Origin of the sequence: Mycolicibacterium sp. lyk4-40-TYG-92 (assembly GCF_030209435.1) — a bacterium.
Classification (GTDB): Bacteria; Actinomycetota; Actinomycetes; order Mycobacteriales; family Mycobacteriaceae; genus Mycobacterium.
Genome location: NZ_JARVRX010000017.1, coordinates 89,354 through 108,880, shown reverse-complemented (window position 1 = coordinate 108,880; position 19,527 = coordinate 89,354). Strand labels below are relative to the sequence as shown.

At 68.2% G+C, this 19,527-nt stretch carries 17 protein-coding genes; 8 read left to right on the top strand and 9 right to left on the bottom strand.

Annotated elements, in window-relative coordinates; all coding sequences use genetic code 11:
* Nucleotides 1-109 precede the first annotated feature (109 nt).
* Nucleotides 110-1,852, top strand: coding sequence for an MFS transporter (locus QRN63_RS22795; RefSeq protein ID WP_285033396.1), 1,743 nt, complete (start codon nucleotides 110-112; stop codon nucleotides 1,850-1,852).
* 115 nt (nucleotides 1,853-1,967) lie between these two features.
* Here QRN63_RS22795 and QRN63_RS22790 read toward each other — a convergent pair whose 3' ends face one another.
* Genes QRN63_RS22790 through QRN63_RS22780 form a run of 3 tightly spaced genes read right to left on the bottom strand, consistent with a single transcriptional unit; the run spans nucleotide 1,968 to nucleotide 7,384 of the window.
* Complete coding sequence (locus QRN63_RS22790) at nucleotides 1,968-2,576, bottom strand: hypothetical protein (RefSeq protein ID WP_285032821.1); 609 nt, start codon at nucleotides 2,574-2,576, stop codon at nucleotides 1,968-1,970.
* A 33-nt stretch (nucleotides 2,577-2,609) separates the two neighbouring features.
* Complete coding sequence (locus QRN63_RS22785) at nucleotides 2,610-3,962, bottom strand: FAD-binding oxidoreductase (protein ID WP_285032820.1); 1,353 nt, start codon at nucleotides 3,960-3,962, stop codon at nucleotides 2,610-2,612.
* Nucleotides 3,959-7,384, bottom strand: coding sequence for a TM0106 family RecB-like putative nuclease (locus QRN63_RS22780; protein WP_285032819.1), 3,426 nt, complete (start codon nucleotides 7,382-7,384; stop codon nucleotides 3,959-3,961). The genes QRN63_RS22785 and QRN63_RS22780 overlap by 4 nt, the downstream gene beginning before the upstream one ends.
* A 50-nt stretch (nucleotides 7,385-7,434) precedes the next feature.
* Between QRN63_RS22780 and QRN63_RS22775 the strand changes: the two genes are divergently transcribed.
* Nucleotides 7,435-7,776 carry a DUF2200 domain-containing protein gene (locus tag QRN63_RS22775; protein ID WP_502888177.1) on the top strand — a complete coding sequence of 114 codons (342 nt, stop codon included), beginning with the start codon at nucleotides 7,435-7,437 and terminating at the stop codon, nucleotides 7,774-7,776.
* Here QRN63_RS22775 and QRN63_RS22770 read toward each other — a convergent pair.
* Complete coding sequence (locus QRN63_RS22770) at nucleotides 7,773-8,312, bottom strand: LppP/LprE family lipoprotein (RefSeq protein ID WP_267316593.1); 540 nt, start codon at nucleotides 8,310-8,312, stop codon at nucleotides 7,773-7,775. The genes QRN63_RS22775 and QRN63_RS22770 overlap by 4 nt on opposite strands.
* A gap of 111 nt (nucleotides 8,313-8,423) precedes the next feature.
* Here QRN63_RS22770 and QRN63_RS22765 point away from each other — a divergent pair, with 111 nt between their 5' ends.
* Nucleotides 8,424-10,346 (top strand): DEAD/DEAH box helicase, encoded by a 1,923-nt coding sequence (locus QRN63_RS22765; protein ID WP_285032817.1) that lies wholly within the window; start codon nucleotides 8,424-8,426, stop codon nucleotides 10,344-10,346.
* Entirely contained in the window at nucleotides 10,343-11,443 is a 1,101-nt protein-coding gene (locus tag QRN63_RS22760) for an acyltransferase family protein (protein ID WP_285032816.1), read from the top strand. Before QRN63_RS22765 ends, QRN63_RS22760 begins: the two co-directional genes overlap by 4 nt.
* Here QRN63_RS22760 and QRN63_RS22755 read toward each other — a convergent pair.
* A complete protein-coding gene (locus tag QRN63_RS22755) occupies nucleotides 11,440-12,516 on the bottom strand; it encodes a DUF5685 family protein (RefSeq protein WP_285032815.1) in 1,077 nt (358 codons plus the stop codon). The genes QRN63_RS22760 and QRN63_RS22755 overlap by 4 nt on opposite strands.
* A 97-nt stretch (nucleotides 12,517-12,613) precedes the next feature.
* On the opposite strand from QRN63_RS22755, the gene QRN63_RS22750 reads away from it, so the two are divergent.
* Complete coding sequence (locus QRN63_RS22750; protein WP_285032814.1) at nucleotides 12,614-13,339, top strand: siderophore-interacting protein; 726 nt, start codon at nucleotides 12,614-12,616, stop codon at nucleotides 13,337-13,339.
* On the opposite strand, the gene QRN63_RS22745 is transcribed toward QRN63_RS22750, so the two are convergent.
* The 3 genes from QRN63_RS22745 to QRN63_RS22735 are packed head-to-tail and all read right to left on the bottom strand — an operon-like array spanning nucleotide 13,336 to nucleotide 16,564.
* Nucleotides 13,336-13,908: a TetR/AcrR family transcriptional regulator gene (locus QRN63_RS22745; RefSeq protein ID WP_267315237.1), complete on the bottom strand. Its 573-nt coding sequence runs from the start codon at nucleotides 13,906-13,908 to the stop codon at nucleotides 13,336-13,338. The two genes, QRN63_RS22750 and QRN63_RS22745, sit on opposite strands and share 4 nt — an antisense overlap.
* The gene (locus tag QRN63_RS22740; RefSeq protein WP_285032813.1) at nucleotides 13,908-15,155 is read right to left on the bottom strand and encodes a cytochrome P450; all 1,248 of its coding nucleotides are present in this window, start codon (nucleotides 15,153-15,155) and stop codon (nucleotides 13,908-13,910) included. The genes QRN63_RS22745 and QRN63_RS22740 overlap by 1 nt, the downstream gene beginning before the upstream one ends.
* 44 nt (nucleotides 15,156-15,199) lie before the next feature.
* Nucleotides 15,200-16,564 (bottom strand): FAD-binding oxidoreductase, encoded by a 1,365-nt coding sequence (locus QRN63_RS22735; protein ID WP_285032812.1) that lies wholly within the window; start codon nucleotides 16,562-16,564, stop codon nucleotides 15,200-15,202.
* A gap of 101 nt (nucleotides 16,565-16,665) precedes the next feature.
* Between QRN63_RS22735 and QRN63_RS22730 the strand changes: the two genes are divergently transcribed.
* Nucleotides 16,666-17,013, top strand: a complete 348-nt coding sequence (locus tag QRN63_RS22730; RefSeq protein WP_267315234.1) for a hypothetical protein — start codon at nucleotides 16,666-16,668, stop codon at nucleotides 17,011-17,013.
* On the opposite strand, the gene QRN63_RS22725 is transcribed toward QRN63_RS22730, so the two are convergent.
* The gene (locus QRN63_RS22725) at nucleotides 17,000-17,638 is read right to left on the bottom strand and encodes a TetR/AcrR family transcriptional regulator (protein WP_267315233.1); all 639 of its coding nucleotides are present in this window, start codon (nucleotides 17,636-17,638) and stop codon (nucleotides 17,000-17,002) included. The genes QRN63_RS22730 and QRN63_RS22725 overlap by 14 nt on opposite strands.
* A gap of 79 nt (nucleotides 17,639-17,717) precedes the next feature.
* Between QRN63_RS22725 and QRN63_RS22720 the strand changes: the two genes are divergently transcribed.
* Nucleotides 17,718-18,665, top strand: a complete 948-nt coding sequence (locus tag QRN63_RS22720; protein WP_285032811.1) for an oxygenase MpaB family protein — start codon at nucleotides 17,718-17,720, stop codon at nucleotides 18,663-18,665.
* Between the two features lie 53 nt (nucleotides 18,666-18,718).
* A complete protein-coding gene (locus QRN63_RS22715; RefSeq protein WP_285033395.1) occupies nucleotides 18,719-19,525 on the top strand; it encodes a uracil-DNA glycosylase in 807 nt (268 codons plus the stop codon).
* Nucleotides 19,526-19,527 lie beyond the last annotated feature (2 nt).

Sequence of the window (19,527 nt, the reverse complement as noted above, 5' to 3'; positions counted from 1 at the left end):
CATCGCCGGCCACCCGATTCGATACCCACTGCATGCATACGTTGATTTCCGCCGGAGTTCGTCGGTGAGCACTGCGCAGGTCAGTCGACCGTGGAACGCCCTCTGGGCCATGATGTTCGGCTTCTTCATGATCCTGGTGGACTCCACGATCGTCGCCGTCGCCAACGTCGTGATCATGCGGAAGCTCGGCACCGACTACGACGGCGTCATCTGGGTGACCAGCGCCTATCTGTTGGCGTATGCGGTACCGCTGCTCGTCGCGGGCCGGCTCGGTGACCGCTTCGGGCCGCGGAACCTGTACCTGACCGGCCTGGCGGTGTTCACGCTGGCGTCGTTGTGGTGTGGCTTGTCCGGCAGCATCGGGATGCTCATCGCCGCGCGCGTCGTGCAGGGTCTCGGCGCGGCCCTGTTGACGCCGCAGACCCTGTCCACCATCACCCGAATCTTCCCTCCCGACCACCGGGGCGCGGCCATGAGCGTGTGGGGCGCCACGGCCGGGGTGGCGACTTTGGTCGGGCCCCTCGCCGGTGGCGTGCTGGTCGACCACCTCGGCTGGCAGTGGATCTTCTTCGTCAACGTGCCGATCGGCATCGTCGGCCTGGCCCTGGCCTGGGTGCTGGTGCCGCAGCTGCCGACCGAGCGGCACCGGTTCGACGTCCTCGGCGTGGTGCTGTCCGGTGTCGGCATGTTCGGCATCGTGTTCGGCCTGCAGGAGGGGCAGACGCACGACTGGGCCTGGTGGATCTGGCTGGTGATCCTCGCCGGAGTGGGCTTCATGGCCGCCTTCGTGTATTGGCAGTCGGTCAACCCGAACGAGCCATTGATCCCGCTGACGGTGTTCCACGACAACGACTTCTGCCTGTCCAACGTGGCCGTGGCCACCATCGGCTTCTGCGTGACCGCCATGATCTTGCCGGTGATGTTCCACGCCCAGGCCGTTCTCGGGCGGAGTGCGACGGAGTCGGCGCTGCTCACCGCGCCCATGGCGGTGGTGTCCGGGATGCTGGCGCCGCTCGTCGGCAAGCTGATCGATCGCTACCCGCCGCAACCCATCGTCGGGTCCGGATTTTCGGCGCTGGCCATCGGACTGACGTGGTTGTCGTTCGGGCTGGACCCGGACACGCCGCTGTGGCAACTGGTGCTGCCGTTCGTCGCCATGGGCGTCGGCATGGCGTTCATCTGGTCGCCGCTGGCGGCGACCGCCACCCGAAATCTGCCGCCGCGGCTGGCCGGCGCCGGCTCCGGCGTCTACAACGCGACGCGGCAGGTCGGCTCGGTGCTCGGCAGCGCCGGCATGGCCGCCTACATGACGTCCCGGATCAGCGCCGAGCTGCCCGCCGGCGGACGGCCGCCGGCGGGCGAGGGCGCCGCCGTGACGCTGCCGCCGTTCCTGCACGAGCCGTTCGCGACCGCGATGTCGCAGTCGCTGCTGCTACCGGCGTTCGTCGCGTTGTTCGGCGTCGTCGCCGCGCTGTTCCTGCGCGGCCAGGCCACGGCCGCGCCGTTCGTTCGGCCCCGGAGTTCGGTCCCGGAGCCTGCCGAGCCCAACTACTTTCCCGATGACGACGACTACGTCGAGTACACCGTCGACCGCGCCGCCTTCGATGCCGTGGACGATGCCGATCCGTGGGACGGGTACGACGAACCCGACGAGTCCGAACAATCCGAAGAACCTGAAGAACCTGAAGAGCCGCGCACCTCACCTATTCCGATGCGCGTCGACCACTGGCAGGGTCCGCGTCGCCCGGAGGTCGTGGTGGCCGATGCGCCTTTGCCACCGCGCCGGGGCCGGCACTACCGGGAAGACGACGAGGCCGACGAGCCGGGTGTCTACGGCCTGCACTCGATGTAGCGCCGCACGTGGTGGCAGCCGCTCGCGAGCGTAACCACAGGGCGATTTTCGGCCCCGATCCGCGCCCTGGCGTTACTGTCGCGGCCACACAAGGCGGACCACGATCAACCGCGGCTCAGTAGACCCGACTGCCCTGCGCCGACAACACGAATCCGTGGGTCTTCCTGTCCTGGCCCCAGGCCTCGCCGGGATTCTGGATCTCGCAGGTGAGAGCTCCGTCGCCGGCCGTCGCGCACACCTCATCGTTCTCGTCGACGGACCCTTTGGCGCCGGGGACGGCGATCTTCTGGCCAGGGGCGAGCTCCCGGTAACTGGCCGGGTCGACAGGCACCCCGCCGTCCTGCGTTTCCTTCTGCTTCAGGTCCGCCTGGCCGTAGCTCGCCGCGCTGCCGGCCGCGACCTCCACCTGGGTCACGCCCGCCGGCACGCCTGGAAGCTGTCCCCAGCACGTGATGCTCGAGTAGTACTGCCACGAGTTCGGTCCGTCGTACAGCTCGCAGTGCACGTCGCCGGCGGTCTTGAAGCGGTACGACGACCAGCCGTAGTGCTTGGGCCCGGCGTAGTCGCAGAGGTTCACCGCGGCGTAGCCGTCGAACCCGGTGATGAGCGCGGGCGCGCGGCTCGGATCGGGAGCGGCGCACGACGGCGTGGCCTGGCCGGCAGGTGCCGAGGTCATCGCGAGCAGGGGCAACGTGAGGGCAACCACCATGGCGTATCGGCGCACCATATCGACGCTACCGCCCGAAGTGGAACGGGGTCAGCGGAACAGCACCGCGGCATTGAGGTAACCGGTCGGGTCGAACGCCGCCTTCACCGTGCGCATGGCCGCGATGTCGGCGTCGGTGCGCGACATGGTCAGGTAGTCGCGCTTGCGGGTGCCGACGCCGTGTTCGGAGCTGACGTTGCCGCCGCAGTGGGCGATCAGCGCCATCATCGCGGTGTAGAGCGTGCGTTCGGTTTCGCCGGAGACGTTGCAGCGCACCAGGTTCAGATGCAGGTTGCCCTCGCCGACGTGGCCGAACAGGACGGGGATGGCCTCGGGTGCGTGCTCGGCGACCAGGTGGACGGCGCGGTCGGCGAACCCGGTTATGGACGAAAGCGGCAGCGACACATCGAATTTCAGTGGTGGCCCGTACCAGCCCAGGATTTCGCCGATCGATTCGCGCACCTGCCAGAGTCGCTGAGATGCGCTGGTGTCCATGCCCACTGCGGGTTCGCCGACCAGCTCGGCATCCTCCAGTGCGGCGGCGAGCAGCTCGGTCTGATCGGTGTCGCCTGCCATCTCGATGAGCAGCTGCCAGGCTCCGTCCACCGGCGCGGTGACTCCCAGATGTTCGGCGGTCAGATCACTGCCGCGCGAGTCGATGAGCTCGAGTGCGGCGATGCCGCGCGTATCCCGGAACCGGCGGCCGGTAGCGATCAGGGCATCCAGATCGTCGAAGCCGGCCACCGCGGTAACCCGGTGCGGCGCAGCCGGATACAGCCGAAGGTCGAGTCCGGTGATCACCCCGAGCGTGCCTTCCGCGCCCACGAATAGCGCGGTCAGGTCGTAACCGGTGTTGTCGCTCCGTACCTGACTGTGCCGGCGCACCACCGAGCCGTCCGGCATTGCGACGTCGAGGCCCAGAATCTGCTCACGCATATTGCCGTAGCGCACGGTACGCAGTCCGCCTGCGTTGGTCGACGCCATACCGCCGACGGTCGCCGAGTCACGCGACGCCAGATCGACCCCGAACACCAGCCCCGCCGCCGCGGCAGCGTGTTGCACTGCGGCGCACGTGGTTCCGGCGCCGACCCGGATGCGCCGTTCCGCGGTGTCCACGGCGCCGACCGCCGACAGTCGTTCGGTGGACAGCAGGATGTCGTCGTGCTCGGGGACGGTGCCGGCGACCAACGACGTCCGCCCGCCCTGCACCGTGACGTAGGCGCCCGCGTCGCGGCACGCGCGGAGTGCGGCCGCGACTTCCTCGTCACTGCCCGGGCGGACCAGCGCTTGAGCCCGGCCGTGATAGCGGCCGGTGTGGTCGACGACCCGGCCGGCGAGGACGTCGGGATCGGTGGTGACATAGGCCGCCCCGACGATCTCGGCCAGCTGGGCGAGGAGCGTCATTGCGCCCCCGTCACCGACAGGAACGCGCCCAGTTCGATCATCCCGTCCGGGGTCGACGGCAGATAGTCGGTCAAGTACCTCGAGCGCACCACGTAGGCGGCGTACTTCGCGCGGCTGATCGCCACGTTGAGCCGGTTGCGATTCAGCAGAAAACCCATTCCGCGGGGGACCTCGGCGATGGACGACGCCGTCATCGAGACGAAGACCACGGGTGCCTGCCGCCCCTGGAACTTGTCGACGGTGCCGACCTGGACGTCGCCGTAGCCGGCCGCGTCCATTTGGTCGCGCAGGAGTACCACCTGCGCGTTGTATGGCGCCACGATCAGAACATCTTCGGGTCCAAGGGTTTTCGTGCCATCCTCGTCGGTCCACTCCCGACCGACCAGGCCGGCGATGGCGGTGACGATCGCCTCGGCCTCTTCACGACTCTCGGTCGCGTTGCCCTCATGGTCGACGGTCAGCAGGTGCACGCCGGGTTCGACCCCGGCCAGTTGCCGTGCGCCGCTGACACTTTCGGCGGACAGCAGCCGGTTGTCGTATGACAGGGCCGATACCGGCGCGCACACCGCGGGGTGCATCCGGTACGACACGTCCAGGAAGTAGCCGCGTTCGGCGGGCAGGGTGTGCCGGCCCTCGACCAGCCAGCTCAGGGCCGACTCGTCCACGGGCTCGGGATGGGTGCCCTGGCTCACCTGCGGCAGCTGCTGCGGATCGCCGAGCAGCAGCAGATTGCTCGCGGCCGGCGCGACGGCGACGGTGTTGGCCAGGCTGAACTGGCCGGCCTCCTCGATGACGAGCAGATCTAGGCAGCCGCGCGGGACCCGGCCGTCATTGGCGAAATCCCAAGCGGTGCCGCCGATCACACAGCCGCTGCTGTCCTCGATGAATCGCGCGTACTGGTTGTCCGGCACGTCGGCGAACGGCGCGTCCGCGGGGGCACGCTTCTTGCCGACCACCCGGCCGTCGACGCCGGCCTTGACCACGCTGCTGAGGACGTTCTCCACGACGGCGTGCGACTGCGCCACCACGCCGATGCGCCAGTGGTTCTGGTTGACCAGGTCGGCGATGACCTTCGAGGCGGTGTAGGTCTTGCCGGTGCCCGGCGGCCCGTGCACCGCAAGGTACGACGAGTCCAAATCCCGCAGGGCGGCAACGATGTCCCGCGCCGTGTCACCGGTGCGGGGGAGCGGACCCGCGGACCGGGTGCGCGGGGCGGACCGCAGCAGAATGTCGAGCGCGGCATCGGGCGGCAACGACGGCAACCCGGCGGCGACCACGCCGGCCGTCGTCTCGATCGAATTCCGCAGCGGTTTGGTGTTCGGCGGCGGACCCGGCGTCAGGGCGAAAGGCAGCTGCGCGAACTGGTCGCCGTCCTTGCCGGTGCGGTGCATGATCAGCACCTCGGTGCCGTCCTCGTTGCAGTCCAATACCTTCGCGGTACCGGCGGCGCGGACATCGGGATCGTCGGAAAGGCCTGGCGGAGAGGGCGGCTCGTAGAGGGCGAACACCTCGGCGCCGGGCGGGATCGAACCGGCGGCGATCTCACCGCGCAGCAGTACCTGGCGCTGCGGCTTGCGGGCCTTGGGCGGTATGTTCCAGTCGACGGCGACGTGCGGGGTCGCCGTCGACACGAAAACGTCTGTGCAGTCGGCCCATTCGTCGACCGGATTGTTGAGCCGGTCGAAATGCTCCCACCAGAACGGCTTCTCCTCGCGCTGGTGGTACCCACGGGCGGCCGCGATCATGGCGACGGCCTGCTGCTTGTCCGAGCGTGCCGCGGTGCCGTCGCCCGCGTACTTCGCCAGCGCGCGCTGTGTCGCGTCGTCGGCGAGCACCGCCGTCTCGGGTTGCGCGGGCCCGCCGCTCGCCGGTCCGCGTGGCGCGATGCCCTCGGCCCAGGCCACCCCGAGCAGCCACTCGCGCAGCCGCAGCGTGGAGCGGCAGTCGTAGTGGTTGTAGTTCTCGATCTGCTTGAGGACCGTCGCCGCTTCTTCGTGCTGCCCGGCGGCCTCGAGGTCGGTGTAGCGCGCGTATTCGGTGATCGAGTCGGTGGCCTTGGTGACGTCGCCGTCGCGCAACTCGCCGCCCATGTACAGCGGCTCCAGGTACTTGATGCTGTAGCTCTCGGTGCCGACCCGAATGCTCTTGCGTACCAACGGCAGAAGGTCCACCAGCACGCCGTTGCGCAGCAACTCGTCCACCTCGGCCTCACCGACACCGTAGCGCCCGGACAGCCGCAGCAGCGTGCTCTTCTCATAGGCCGCGTAGTGATAGATGTGCATGTTCGGGTAGCGCTTGCGTTGCTTGCGGACCAGTGCCAGGAAATCGATGAGGGCCTGGCGTTCACTGGCGCGGTCGTGCGCCCACAACGGGTGAAACTGCCCGGTCGCGGTCAGGGTGCCCCAGAGGTATTCCAGGCCCCAGTCCCGGCCGTTCTCGGTCCACAGCGGGTCGCCTTCGTAGTCGAAGAACAGGTCGCCGCGGTCGGGTTCGGGCAGCGCGGTGAGCGGCTGTGCGTCGATGACCTCGAACTGTGGCTTGTCGTCGATCGGGGGCGCGACCTGCAGCCGCGCCTGGCCGACGAGGTTCGCCACGATGCGCGACGAGAGCCCCGGCACCGCGCCGGCGTACTCGGCCAGCTCGTGCATGGTGGTGATCCCGGCGTCGAGCAGCCGGGCCCGCTGGCTCACCCGCATGCCGGCCACCAGCAGCAGATCGTCGCGTTCGCGGACCTCGACCTCGCAGTCCTCGCATTGGTGGCAGGCCCGCAACTCAGGCGTCTCCCAGGACACCGGAGCCCCACCGGCCCGGTGCGTGTCGAGCAGTCGCTGCAGCGCTGCCCGCCGCGGCAGGTAGACCGGAAGTAGTTCGGCCACCGGATAACTGGCGATGGTGCCGTCGCCGAGCACCAGGTCCACCTCGGGCGCCACCGGCACGCCGGCCTGTTCCAGTGCGTCGGCGTACGCCGCCAATTGCAGCAGCGCCTCGACTTTCACCGAGCGGGCCAGCTTGGTGTCCCGCAGGCGGTACCGGCCGTCCTCCAGGATCAGGAAGTCCGCGAAACCGAGGAAGCGGCCGTCGAACATCGCGGCTTGATAGATCACCGGCTCCCGACGGTCGACGGCCGCCTTCGTCGCTTCGGCCGCGCCGATCAGCCCGGCCACGGTGTACGGCCGCGGCCGGCCGATCATGGTGACGTTGTCCCCGGACGCCTCCTGCAGCTGCTCCAGATGCCGCTGCTCGTGCGCGTCGCCCAGTTCGGCAGTGCGGGCCAGCAGATCGTCGTCGACGGTGGCCTTCGGCCCCCAGCCCAGCAGCCCGTCGAACCGGCGCAGCAGCGCGTACTCGCAGCGCGCCGCGGCCGCGAGATCCGATGCGCTGTAGATGACCGGCGCAGCGTGATCGGTCGGACTGAGGAACACGTCGTCACCATATGGCAGCCCGCCGACAGACCGGGGTTACCGTGGCTGGAGTGAGCAGGATTTTCACCACGAGCGTCGCGTCGGTCTATCCCCACTACGTCAACAAGGTGGAGAAGAAGGGGCGCACCACCGCCGAACTCGACCAGGTCATCAGCTGGCTCACCGGCTTCGACCAGGCCACTCTGGCCGAGCACCTGAAAGCAGAGACGACGTTCGAGGACTTCTTCGCCGCGGCGAAGCTGAACCCGAACGCCGCGCTCATCACCGGGCTGGTGTGCGGCGTCCGCGTCGAGAACGTCGCGGACCCGCTGATGCGGAAAATCCGCTACCTGGACAAGCTGGTCGACGAGCTGGCCAAGGGCAAGGCCATGGAGAAGGTGCTGCGCACCTAGTGCGTGTTGCCGATCAGCTCGACACCGTTGCCGTTCCAGTGGAACCGCACGATGCTCTTGAGCCCGCTGGCCGGGTTGGTGTAGCTCAGCGCGACGGTGTCGCCGGTGGTCTGGGCGAGGTCGATGCCGTTGAACCCGTACGTGTCGGGCACGCCGGTCGGGATCAATTGGCCCAGGTGAAACATGACGGCGCGGGTGTTCGGCTGCTCGGCGTTGGTGTTCGCTTTCACAATCACCACCGACAGTGGCGCGCACTGGTTGTAGTTCCCGGCCAGCGGCTCGGGGCTCCAGCCCTGCTTGCTCCGTGGGTCGGCCGGCAGCGTCGACACCGCCTTCGCGATATCGGGGGCCGTGAGACTGACGGCGCAGGGATCGGCCGGCGCCGCGCTGGTCTTCGGACCTGCGACGACGGTCGGCGCGGCGGATTTCTTGGCAGCGGCCGGCGCGGTCGGATCGGGAGTTTTGGAGGCGGTCGAGTCGCCCGACCCGCAGGCGGACAGGCTTGCCGCAGCGAGTGCGGCCACCGCGATCGTCATCAGTTTCGGTTCGGCGCAGCGCACCCGGCCACCCTATAAGGCGGACGAGGCCGAGGCCGGTCGGCCATGCTGGGCGTACCTGGCCTGATAACCCTCTAGACTCCTTGCATAATGACGACGTCTTCACCCGAGACCGACCCGGATTCGGGCGGCAGCAACACCACTTCTGAAACCTCCGCTGAGTCCAGCGCCGAGGTCACTTCTGAAACCTCCGCCGACGCCGAGGTCACCTTCGCCGACCTGAACATCCGCCCGGAGGTGCTGCGCGCGCTGACCGACGTCGGATACGAGTCACCCTCGCCCATCCAGGCCGCGACCATTCCCGCGATGCTGAGCGGATCCGACGTCGTCGGTCTCGCCCAGACCGGCACCGGCAAGACCGCCGCGTTCGCGGTTCCGGTGCTGTCCAAGATCGACCCCACCAGCCGTAACACCCAGTGTCTGGTGCTGGCGCCGACTCGCGAGCTCGCCTTGCAGGTGGCCGAGGCGTTCGGCAAGTACGGCGCGCACCTGAACGTCAACGTGCTGGCGATCTACGGCGGGTCGTCCTACACGCCGCAGCTGGCCGGCCTCAAGCGCGGCGCCCAGGTCGTGGTGGGCACCCCGGGCCGGGTCATCGATCACCTGAGCAAGGGCAGCCTGAACCTCTCGCACCTGGACTACCTGGTGCTCGACGAGGCCGACGAGATGCTGCAGATGGGCTTCGCCGAGGACGTCGAGCGCATCCTGGCGGACACCCCGGAGTACAAGCAGGTCGCGCTGTTCTCGGCCACCATGCCGCCGGCCATCAAGAAGATCACCTCGAAGTACCTGCACGACCCGGTCGAGGTGACCATCAAGGCCAAGGCGCAGACCGCCGAGAACATCACGCAGCGCTACATCCAGGTGGCCGGCGCGCGCAAGATGGACGCCATCACCCGGCTGCTCGAGGTCGAGCCGTTCGAGGCGATGATCGTCTTCGTCCGGACCAAGCAGGCCACCGAGGAAGTCGCCGAAAAGCTGAGGGCCCGTGGCTTTTCCGCGGCCGCGATCAACGGTGACATTCCGCAGGCGGTCCGTGAGCGCACGATCAACGGCCTCAAGGACGGCTCGATCGACATCCTGATCGCCACCGACGTGGCGGCCCGCGGCCTGGACGTCGAACGCATCTCGCACGTGCTGAACTACGACATCCCGCACGACCCCGAGTCCTACGTGCACCGCATCGGGCGTACCGGCCGCGCGGGTCGGTCGGGCACCGCGTTGCTGTTCGTCACCCCGCGGGAACGGCATCTGCTCAACTCGATCGAGCGCGTTACGCGTAAGAAGCTCATCGAGTCCCAGCTGCCCTCGGTCGACGACGTCAACGCGCAACGCGTATCGAAGTTCCAAGATTCGATCACTGATGCCCTCAATGCGCCCGGCATCGAGTTGTTCCGCAGGCTGATCGAGGACTACGAACGCGACAACAATGTGCCGATGGCCGACGTCGCGGCGGCGTTGGCGGCGCTGACCCAGGGCGGCGAAGAGTTCCTAATGAAGGAGCCGCCGCCGGAGAAGCGGCGCGAGCGCACGGACCGGGATCGCGATGATCGCGGCGACCGTGGCGACCGCGAGCGCAAGCCCCGGTCGACGCGCGAGGATCTGGCCACCTACCGCATCTCCGTGGGCAAGCGGCACAAGGTGATGCCGGGTGCCATCGTGGGTGCCATCGCCAACGAGGGTGGCCTCAACCGCAGCGACTTCGGGCACATCAGCATCCGCGTCGACCACTCGCTGGTCGAGCTGCCTGCCAAACTGAGCAAGGACACGCTCAAAAAGCTTGAGAGCACCCGCATTTCGGGCCAGTTGATCCACCTGGAGCTGGACAAGGGCGGGCAATCCGGCGGTTACCAGGATCGTGGCGGGCGCCCCGACCGCGGCTCGGACCGGGGTTCGTACTCCGATCGCGGTGGCCGTCAAGATCGTGGGCCGTACAAAGGCCGTGGCCGTGACGACGATCGCCGCGGCGGCCACAGCGAAGGTCGAGGCGAGGGCAAGCGCAAGTACAAGTGACCCGGGTTGATTCACTCACCGGGGTCCGTGCGGTTGCCGCACTGCTCGTTGTCCTGACCCACGCAGCGTTCACGACAGGTAAGTACACCCAGACCTATGTCGGGCTGATGTATTCGCGTGCCGAGATCGGTGTGCCGATCTTCTTCGTGCTGTCGGGTTTCCTGTTGTTCAGCCCGTGGGTCAAGGCGCTGGCTCGGACCGATGCCGAAAAGCCTTACGAGGCACCGTCGGTGCGGCGCTACGCCTGGCACCGGGTGCGACGGATCATGCCCGCCTACGTGGTGACGGTGCTGGCGGCCTACGCGCTGTATCACTTCCGGACTGCCGGCCCCAACCCCGGGCATACCTGGCTGGGGCTGGTCCGGAATCTCACGCTGACCCAGATCTACACCGACAACTACCTGTTCTCCTGGCTGCATCAGGGACTCACCCAGATGTGGAGCCTGGCGGTGGAAGTTGCGTTCTACGTTGCCCTTCCGCTGTTGGCCTATGTGCTGATGGTCGTGCTGTGCCGGCGACAGTGGCGGCCGGCCCGGCTGCTCGGTGCGCTGGGGGTGCTGGCCGCGTCGAGCCTGGCGTGGCTGACGCTCGTGCACACCACCGATTTCCTGCCCGACGGCGCCCGGCTCTGGTTGCCCACCTACCTGATCTGGTTCGTCGGCGGCATGCTGCTCTCGGTGCTGTCCGTGATGGGTGTGCGGGCCTACGGATTCCTGTGCATCCCACTGGCATTGGTCTGCTACCTCATCGCGTCGACGCCCATCGCCGGCGCTCCGACGACTTCGCCCGCGACGCTGCCGCAGAGCCTGTGGAAGGCGGTGCTGTACGCCGCCATCGCCAGCCTGGTCGTCGCACCGCTGGGCCTGGGAAACCGGGGTTGGTACGCGTGGCTGCTGGGGAGCCGGCCGATGGTGTTCCTTGGTGAGATCTCCTACGAGATCTTCCTGGTGCACCTGATCATCATGGAACTCGTCATGGTCGAGGTGATGCAGCAGCACATCTGGACGGGGTCGACGTTCGCGTTGTTCACCTGGACGATGCTGTTCACCATTCCGGTGTCGTGGTTGCTGCACCGGTTCACGCGGGTGCGGAACTAGCAGTCGCAGCAGTCCCCGCAGTCGCAGCAACAGTCGCAATCCCCGCAATCACAACAACAGTCGCACGTACAGCAGCCGTCGAACCAGCGCGCCTTCCGCTCGGCCTTCTTGTCGGGATCCTCTTCGATGGTTTCCTCCCCGGCGCCGCCGTCCAACGGCAATTCGCCGAATGAGGCGAGCGGCGGGACCGCGTCTGGCGGCACGTCCGTCGCCTTGAACCCGGCGCCGCTGAAGGTCCGGGTCACGGCCCGTCGCAATTCGCGCGTCAGCAGCCGGTGCACCAACCGCCCGTCGGTCAATTCCACGTCGGCCAGGGCCAGTTCGATGCCGAGCACCGCGTCGTCGCACAGGGTCCGGACGTCGCCGATCGGTGTTTCGGTGGCGGCCAACGGGTTCCATTTCCCGTGCACGCGGTCGTCGTGCAGATCCTCGACCGCGTCGAGCAGGTGCGCGACCCGCCCGAACAACTGGCCCACCTCGCGCAGCGCCTCGACATTCGCCGGCCGCCCGGCCAGCACCGCGGTGTGTCCGAAGGCCGCGGCCACGGAGGTCTCGGTGGGCTCGGTGACCGCGAGCAACGAACTACCCGGTGCCGCAGCGGCTTCCAGCGCCGCCTGCCGCCCGATCGCGTCCATCAGCACAGCGGTATCGAAGCCCAGTGCGGTACCGACGTCTGTACCTTGGCGCGCCCAGCGGTCGGCGATCCGTCGGGCCGCGGGCCGCACACCGGCCGCGGCGAAGACCCCGTCGCCGTCGTCGACGTGGTCACGCACCCGTGCCGCGGCGAGCACCAGCGAGACCACGGCCGCGAGGCGGACCGATTCGCCGACCGCGACGTCGGCCTTGCGCATGCCGCGTAGTGGGCAGCGGCCGGCCTCGCGGCGTCCGGGTGTCGCCGTGGATTGCGCCTCCACCAACGCGGACACCACGAGCCCGTCGTAGTTGGTGGCGACCCGGCCACCCTGCCCGTAGTCGTCACGAAGCGCGAGGCACAGCCCGCACAGCTGGGCGGTCCAGACGGCCGCGAGTTCCTTGCCGAGCCGATGCCGGCAGGGCCGGAGGATGCCGAACACGGCTCGAAGATAGCTGTGGCCAGCGCAAATCGCAGGCAATCAACCAACACCATCAATTAGGTTATGCTGCCCTAAGAGTCCAATCGGAGGGTGATACATGACCGAGTCGAAGCCGTCGCGTGGAATCCAGGGCGCGCTGGTCAAACTGTGGCGGGGCGGCGACTACGAGCTGACCGTCACCGGCCGCACCCAGATCACCCCGAACTACCTGCGGCTGCACTTCACCACCGGAAACCTGCTGACCGAGCGGCCGGTGCACCCCACCATGTGGGTCCGGGGCTGGTTCCCCGACGGGGACAAGGCGCACCAGCGTGGCTACACGCTGGTCAACCCCGATCCAGTCGCCGGCACCACCGACATCGACTTCGCGCTCCATGACGGGCTGGCCACCCGCTGGGCTCAAAATGCCAAACCCGGTGACACCCTCGAGGTCACGCTGCTCGGCAGCAGCTTCGAGCTGCCCGAGCCCGCGCCGGCCGGCTACCTCCTGGTCGGTGACACCGCATCGCTGCCGGCGATCAACTCGCTGCTGCAGGCCATCGGCGAGGCGTCCGTCCAGGTGTACCTGGAGGCGGGTCACGATGACGACCGCGACCTTGAGGTGGGCACCGGCGCTCCGGGGCTGTCCGTCACCTGGGTCGACCGCAAGAACAACGGTGAGGCGCTCGTCGAGACCGTGCGGGCGTCGGCGTTCGACGCCTCCGACCACTTCGGTTGGGTGGCGTGCGACAACCGGACCACCCGGTCGGTGGTCAAGGTGCTGCGCGAGGATTACCAGATTCCGAAGAAGGCCATCAAGGCCCGGGCGTACTGGGAGGCCTAGTCGGCCGGAACGAGCTGAGGTACGACGAATTCGTCGAGCATCGCGCGTTCGTCGTCTTCGTCGGCGCCGGGGAACATCAGCAGCGACACCAGCATTCGGACGAGCCAGTTGGCCCGGCGGTGCGCGGCCTCGGTCTCCAGCTCGGGCCACGACGCCGACAGGAACGCCGCCACCAGCCCCGTGATGACGTCCGACTGCGCGGCCACCTCACCGCCGATGGGCCGCTGGGTGGCGACGAACCACGATGACAGTGCTGGGCTTTCCCGCACGCTGCGCAGCGCGATCGCCACACCGTCGAGCAGACGGGTGCGCGGATCGGTGACGTCCGCGATCTGCTCGCCGACTTTGGCGAACACCCGGAACGCCTCGCGGTGCACGTAGGCCAGGTGGAGCACGTCGCGGTTCTCGTAGTACCGGTACAGCGTGGCGCGGGAACACCCTGCCGCCCTGGCGATTTCGAGCATGCCGACGGTCGCGGCGTCCTGCTCGGCGAACAGGCGGTCAGCGGCGTCCAGGATGGCCTCCGCCGCGACCTCGGTGCGTCGGCCGGCCAGCCAGTCGTTTGCCATCAGCAAATGGTAAACGGCACCGACAGTGGGCGTCTCACATAGCTGCCGCCGGCCCACTCGATGTGATCCTCGTCGACGGTGAATTCCGGTATCCGCGAGAGCAGTTCGGTCAGGGCGACGCGGGACTGCATTCGCGCGGCCGCCGCGCCCAGGCAGTGGTGCGCGCCGTGACTGAACGTCAGGATGTTGCGTGGTGCTCGTGTCACGTCCAATTCGCCTGCGTCGGGCCCGTATTGGCGTTCGTCGCGGTTACCCGAGCCGTAGAGCAGCAGGGTCTTGCGGCCCTCCGGGATGGTGGTGTCGCCGATGGTCACGTCGCGGGTGGTGGTGCGGGCCAGGCCCTGCACCGGCGAGGTGAGCCGGAGCAGTTCGTCGACGGATTCGGTGATGAGGTCGGGGTTTTCGACGAGCAGCCGGCGCTGGTCGGGGCGCCGGTGCAGCAGTTGCACCGAGCCGCCCAGCATTCCGGTGGTGGTGTCGTTGCCGCCGGTGACCATGGTGAACGTGAACGCGAGGATCGACAGCACGCCGCTGATGTCGCCGTCGGCGCCGATGCCCGCGGCGACCAGGTGCGACACCGTGTCGTCCTCGGGCTCCTTGCGACGGCGCTCGATCAGCGCGGTGAAGTACGCCATCATGTCGCCGAGCGCGCTGCCCAGTGTCTCGAGTGCACCACCGAGGCCGCCTTCGGCGGTGTTGGCGGCGACGATGGCCTCGGTCCAGCCGTCGAACTGGTCGCGATCGGCCTCGGGCACGCCCAGGTAGTGCGCGACGACCATCGACGGCAACGGCTTGAACAGCTCGGCCACGATGTCACCGCCGCCGGCGGCCTTGAGCTTTTCCAGTCGTTGCACGACGAACTCGCGCACCTTGGGCTCGACGGCCTCGACCTGGCGCGGCGTGAAGCCGCGTGACACCAGCTTTCGGAATTCGGTGTGTACGGGCGGGTCCGTCATGACCATCGGCGGGTTGTCCTGCAGGCCAATGAGTTCCAGTTCGCCGTAGTTGACGGTCAGGCCCTGTGCCGAGGAGTAGGTCTGGTGATCGCGCGCCGCGGTCCAGATGTCGGCGTGCCGCGACAGCACGTAGTAGTCGGCAGCCGGATTGTCGGCGGGCACCACGTGGTGGACGGGATCGTGGTCGCGTAGCGACTTGTACATCGGCCAGGGGTCGACCCACCCGGCTGAATCGGCAAGCTGGAACGCCACGGGGGAGCCGGATGTCTCGTGAGACAAAATCGCCGTCATGTCTTATGTGTACGGCGGTGGGCTCGGCGTGTCAATGCCCCAAATCAGATTCCGGCCCCCGGATTCAGGATGTTGTCGGGGTCGAGCGCCGCTTTGATCCGGCGGTTCAGTTCCATGACCTCCGGCCCGAGTTGGCCGGCGAGCCACGGCCGCTTGAGCCGGCCGACGCCGTGTTCGCCGGTGATGGTGCCGCCGAGTGACACGGCCAGATCCATGATCTCGCCGAATGCGATGTTGGCGCGCCGCGTGTTCTCGGCGTCGTTCGGGTCGTGGACGATCAGGGGGTGGGTGTTCCCGTCCCCGGCGTGCGCGATCACCGAGATCAGCAGGTCGTGCTTGCGGGCGATCTCGCCCACGCCGGCGACCAGGTCCGCCAGCGCGGGCAACGGCACGCCGACGTCTTCCAGGAGCAGTGGGCCCTTGGCTTCCACGGCGGGTATGGCGAACCGCCGGGCGGCCACGAAGGCCTCGCCCTCGTCCGGGTCGTCAGTCGAAAACACTTCTGTCGCACCGGCTTCGGTGAACACGCGGGCCATGAACTCGGTGTCCTCGACGCCGGCCGGGCCGCGGTCGTCGGAGGCTGCGACCAGCATGGCCTTGGCGCTGCGGTCCAGCCCCATCTTGAGCTTGTCCTCGACGGCGTTGATCGCGACGTCGTCCATGAACTCGAGCATCGACGGGCGAATCTTGCCGGTGATGGTCACGACGGCATCGGCCGCCGCGCGCACCGAGTCGAAGCTCGCCACCACGGTGCAGCCGCGGTGCTGCGGCGGCAGCAGGCGCAGCGTCGCCTCGGTGACGATGCCGAGGGTGCCCTCGCTGCCGACGAACAGTTTCGTGAGGCTCAGTCCCGCAACGTCTTTCAGTCGCGGTCCGCCGAGTCGCACCGCGGTGCCGTCGGCCAGCACCACCTGCAGACCCAGGATGTAGTCGGTGGTGACGCCGTACTTCACGCAGCACAGGCCGCCGGCGTTGGTCGCGACGTTGCCGCCGATGCTGCAGATTTCGAACGACGACGGGTCGGGCGGGTACCAGAGCCCATGGGCCGCAACGGCTTTCTTCACCTCGGCGTTGAGCAGGCCGGGCTGCACCACCGCGGTACGGGTCGCGGTGTCGACGACGATGTCGCGCATCCGTTCGGTGGTCAGCACGATGCCGCCGTCGACCGCGGTCGCCCCGCCGGACAGACTGGTGCCGGCGCCGCGCGGCACCACCGCGATCTTGTGCGCGCTGGCCCATCGCAGGATCGTCTGCACCTCCGCGGTGCTCCGTGGCCGGACTACCGCGATGGGGGTGCCGGCGTCGGGATCGAGGGCCCGGTCCTGTCGGTAGGACGCGACGATGTCCGGATCGGTGACGACGGCGTCGGCGGGGAGTTCGGCGATGAGGCTGGGCAGCGCGGTATGCACGGGGCAAGTCTAGGAGTCGGGTGGTGACCAGCGAAGACTCGCGCCGTGTGCCGTAGGCATTAATCCCGTGTAACACCCGTGTTACGGGTATCGTCAGCTATGTGTACAGCAAGGCCTTGCTGGCCGAGATGGAAGCGCTGCGCGACAGCCGTCGCGGAGCGCATGTGTCTGCGACCGCGATAGAGCTCCACGTGCGTGCCGTGAGCCATAGCGTGCGCACGCGCCGACCGGCTTTCGTGACCGACGCGGCGCTCGATCTCATCGCCTCAGGCCCCGTGACAACCGTTGCGGCGCTGGAGCTTTGGATGGCCGGCCTGTGGCAGCGGGTGCCCGGGGGCTACTTGATCGACGACCGTGAACTGATCGCCCACTTGTCCGCCGGTCCAGTGCGACGCTGGGCGCGCCGGGTGTGGCTGAACCTCAACAGCGAGTCGGTCATCCCGTTCTGACGGCACCGGCTGTCGCGCGGACTGCCCGCAATGAAGCAAACAACAGGTCGTTCAGCATGTCGATGAGATGCTCCCGGTCGACGGTGATCTCCCCGACGAGGACGGCGGTCAGCGTCTCGGCCACTCCGCCGATGACAAACTGTGCGGCCAACTGCACATCCAGGGGCTCCGGGTCGGTCTCGGAACCGCTCAGCCCGGCGACGATGCCGGCGAATCGCTGAGCCTCGGCGAGGCGGCGCGGTCCGAGGACCGTTGAGGAAACTGCCTCGATCAGGACGATGCGACCCTTGCGCCGGTCGGTCAGCGCGACGTCGGCGAGTGCGCTGAGCGCCGCCCGCGCCCGCGCCCGGGGGCTGCCCTCGGTATCGGCAATCGCGGCGAGTCCACGCTCTTCGACCTCGGCCATGATGCTGTCGAACACCGCCAGGTGCAGGTCCTCGATGGTGGGAAACGACTCGGCGAAGTAGCGCGCCGCGAGCCCGGCCCGCTCCGCGACGCCGCGCAGGGTTGTCGCGGCGATGCCCTTGGTCCCCATGAGGTCCAGGCCGGCGGCGACGAACCGGCGCCGCCGCTCGGCGACGCGGTCGGCACCGCTGCGCCCGCCGTACTGCCTTGCCCCACTCATGTCACCAATCTTGACACACGTGTTGACAGATGGTTCGCTGATCCCATCTATCAACGCTTGATGACAGATTGGATTCGGGATGACGAGCACTGCAGCATCCGTAGACGCCGCAGTCGAGCCGTGGCACCCGGGCCAGCCCCACGCGGAGCTGGCGGCCGACGTCCGGTGGTGGTTGGGCTCGCCGTTGAGCCTCGGGCTGTTCGGGCGCTTGGCGCTCGATCAGGTTGCGTACCGCCCGATCGCCGCGGCGGTTGACTGGTCCGGCCGGTTTCAGGAGAACTTCACCGATCGGGGCATCCGGTCGCTGGCTCATGGGATGTTGATGTTGTTCGGCGACGAGGCCGACCGGCGGTGGGATACCGAGGAACTCAAACGGCTGCATGGCGGCGTACGGGGCACGGGCAACGGCGAATTCGCGGACACCAGATTCAGTGCGCTCGACCCGGAGCTCTGGAACTGGATCGCCATCAGCTCACTGAATCTGTTCTACCGCGGCTACCTCGCGGTCCGCGGCGACGATCTCGACGCCGGGCAACGCGAGGTCGTATATCAGACCCTGCGGTCGATGACGAGCTATCTGGAGCTGCCCAGTGCCCGCGCCAAGCTGCCCGAAACACTGGCCGACATGTTGGCGTACTACGACCGCGTCGCTGAAGAACACTTGGCGGACAACGGATTTCTGCAGTACGCCAACGACAGCTTCGATGACCTGCCGGTTCCCGCTTTGCTGCCGAAGCGGCTGCAGGTTCTCATCTTGCCGCTGTGGAATGCGGTGACGCCGCTTGTGTTGCGGGTGCCGAAGGTGCTCGGGCAGCGTCACGCCCACCCGAAGATGCAGGAGCTGCTCGACATTCGATCGACCCGCTTGACCCGCGTCGAATATGCGCTGTATCTGAAGGCATCGCAGCTGGCCTGGCGGTACTTGCCGCGAGCCGTCGTCCTGGATCCGTTGGCGTACAACCGGTACCGGTACGAAAGGCTGCGGTCGGCTTACCACAGCGTCCAATTGGACAGCTTCGCCGCTTAGCCGCACTGCCTAGGGGCAGAATCTTGGGGGTGCTGCCGCATCCCAGAACCGGAATGTTGTTCCCGTCGCCGGTGCCGGCCGGCTCGGGCTGGCCCGGGGATCCGGCCGACGCCGACACCTCCGTCGCCCGCACCGCGACGCAGGTCCGCACCAGGGCCCGTCGCTGCACCGAGGTGGCCGACCTCGACGCTCAGGTATCGGTGTGCCGCGCATGCCCCCGCCTCGTCACCTGGCGTGAGGAGGTCGCGATACGGATGGTGGCCAAGCGCAAGGCCTACGCCGGTGAGCCGTACTGGGGTCGGCCCGCGCCGGGGCTCGGCGTGGACCGGCCGCGGATCTGGGTGCTGGGTCTGGCGCCCGCCGCGCACGGCGCCAACCGCACCGGCCGGGTGTTCACCGGCGACCGGTCGGGCGACTTCCTCTTCGCCGCCCTGCATCGGGCCGGCCTGGCCAACAGTGGTGAGAGCATCGACGCGGCAGATGGGCTGGCCCTCAACGATATTCGCGTGGTCGCCGCGGTCCGCTGTGCGCCGCCGGACAACGCCCCGACGCCGCAGGAGCGGGACACGTGCGAGCCGTGGCTGAGTGCCGAGTGGCGGCTGACTGGCCAGGACGTCCGGGTCGTCGTCGCGCTCGGCGGCTTCGCCTGGAAGGCCGCGCTGGACCTGACGGGAGCGGGACGGCCGTATCCGAAGTTCGGGCACGGCGCGCTGGCCGCGCTTCCCGACGGGCGACGCCTCCTCGGCTGCTACCACCCCAGTCAGCAGAACACCTTCACCGGCAGGCTCACCCCGGCCATGCTGGACGACGTGTTCAGCACGGCCAAGGGAATCGCATCGCTCCCGGAAGGGTTGGATTAGAT

Bases quoted from the DNA above. Each gene is read 5' to 3' on its own strand.
- QRN63_RS22795 (WP_285033396.1), top strand. From the start codon at position 110: ATGATGTTCGGCTTCTTCATGATCCTGGTGGACTCCACGATCGTCGCC.
- QRN63_RS22785 (WP_285032820.1), bottom strand. From the start codon at position 3,962: ATGACGCTCCTCGCCCAGCTGGCCGAGATCGTCGGGGCGGCCTATGTC.
- QRN63_RS22770 (WP_267316593.1), bottom strand. From the start codon at position 8,312: ATGACGATCGCGGTGGCCGCACTCGCTGCGGCAAGCCTGTCCGCCTGC.
- QRN63_RS22765 (WP_285032817.1), top strand. From the start codon at position 8,424: ATGACGACGTCTTCACCCGAGACCGACCCGGATTCGGGCGGCAGCAAC.
- QRN63_RS22750 (WP_285032814.1), top strand. From the start codon at position 12,614: ATGACCGAGTCGAAGCCGTCGCGTGGAATCCAGGGCGCGCTGGTCAAA.
- QRN63_RS22745 (WP_267315237.1), bottom strand. From the start codon at position 13,908: ATGGCAAACGACTGGCTGGCCGGCCGACGCACCGAGGTCGCGGCGGAG.
- QRN63_RS22740 (WP_285032813.1), bottom strand. From the start codon at position 15,155: ATGACGGCGATTTTGTCTCACGAGACATCCGGCTCCCCCGTGGCGTTC.
- QRN63_RS22725 (WP_267315233.1), bottom strand. From the start codon at position 17,638: ATGAGTGGGGCAAGGCAGTACGGCGGGCGCAGCGGTGCCGACCGCGTC.
- QRN63_RS22720 (WP_285032811.1), top strand. From the start codon at position 17,718: ATGACGAGCACTGCAGCATCCGTAGACGCCGCAGTCGAGCCGTGGCAC.
- QRN63_RS22715 (WP_285033395.1), top strand. From the start codon at position 18,719: ATGTTGTTCCCGTCGCCGGTGCCGGCCGGCTCGGGCTGGCCCGGGGAT.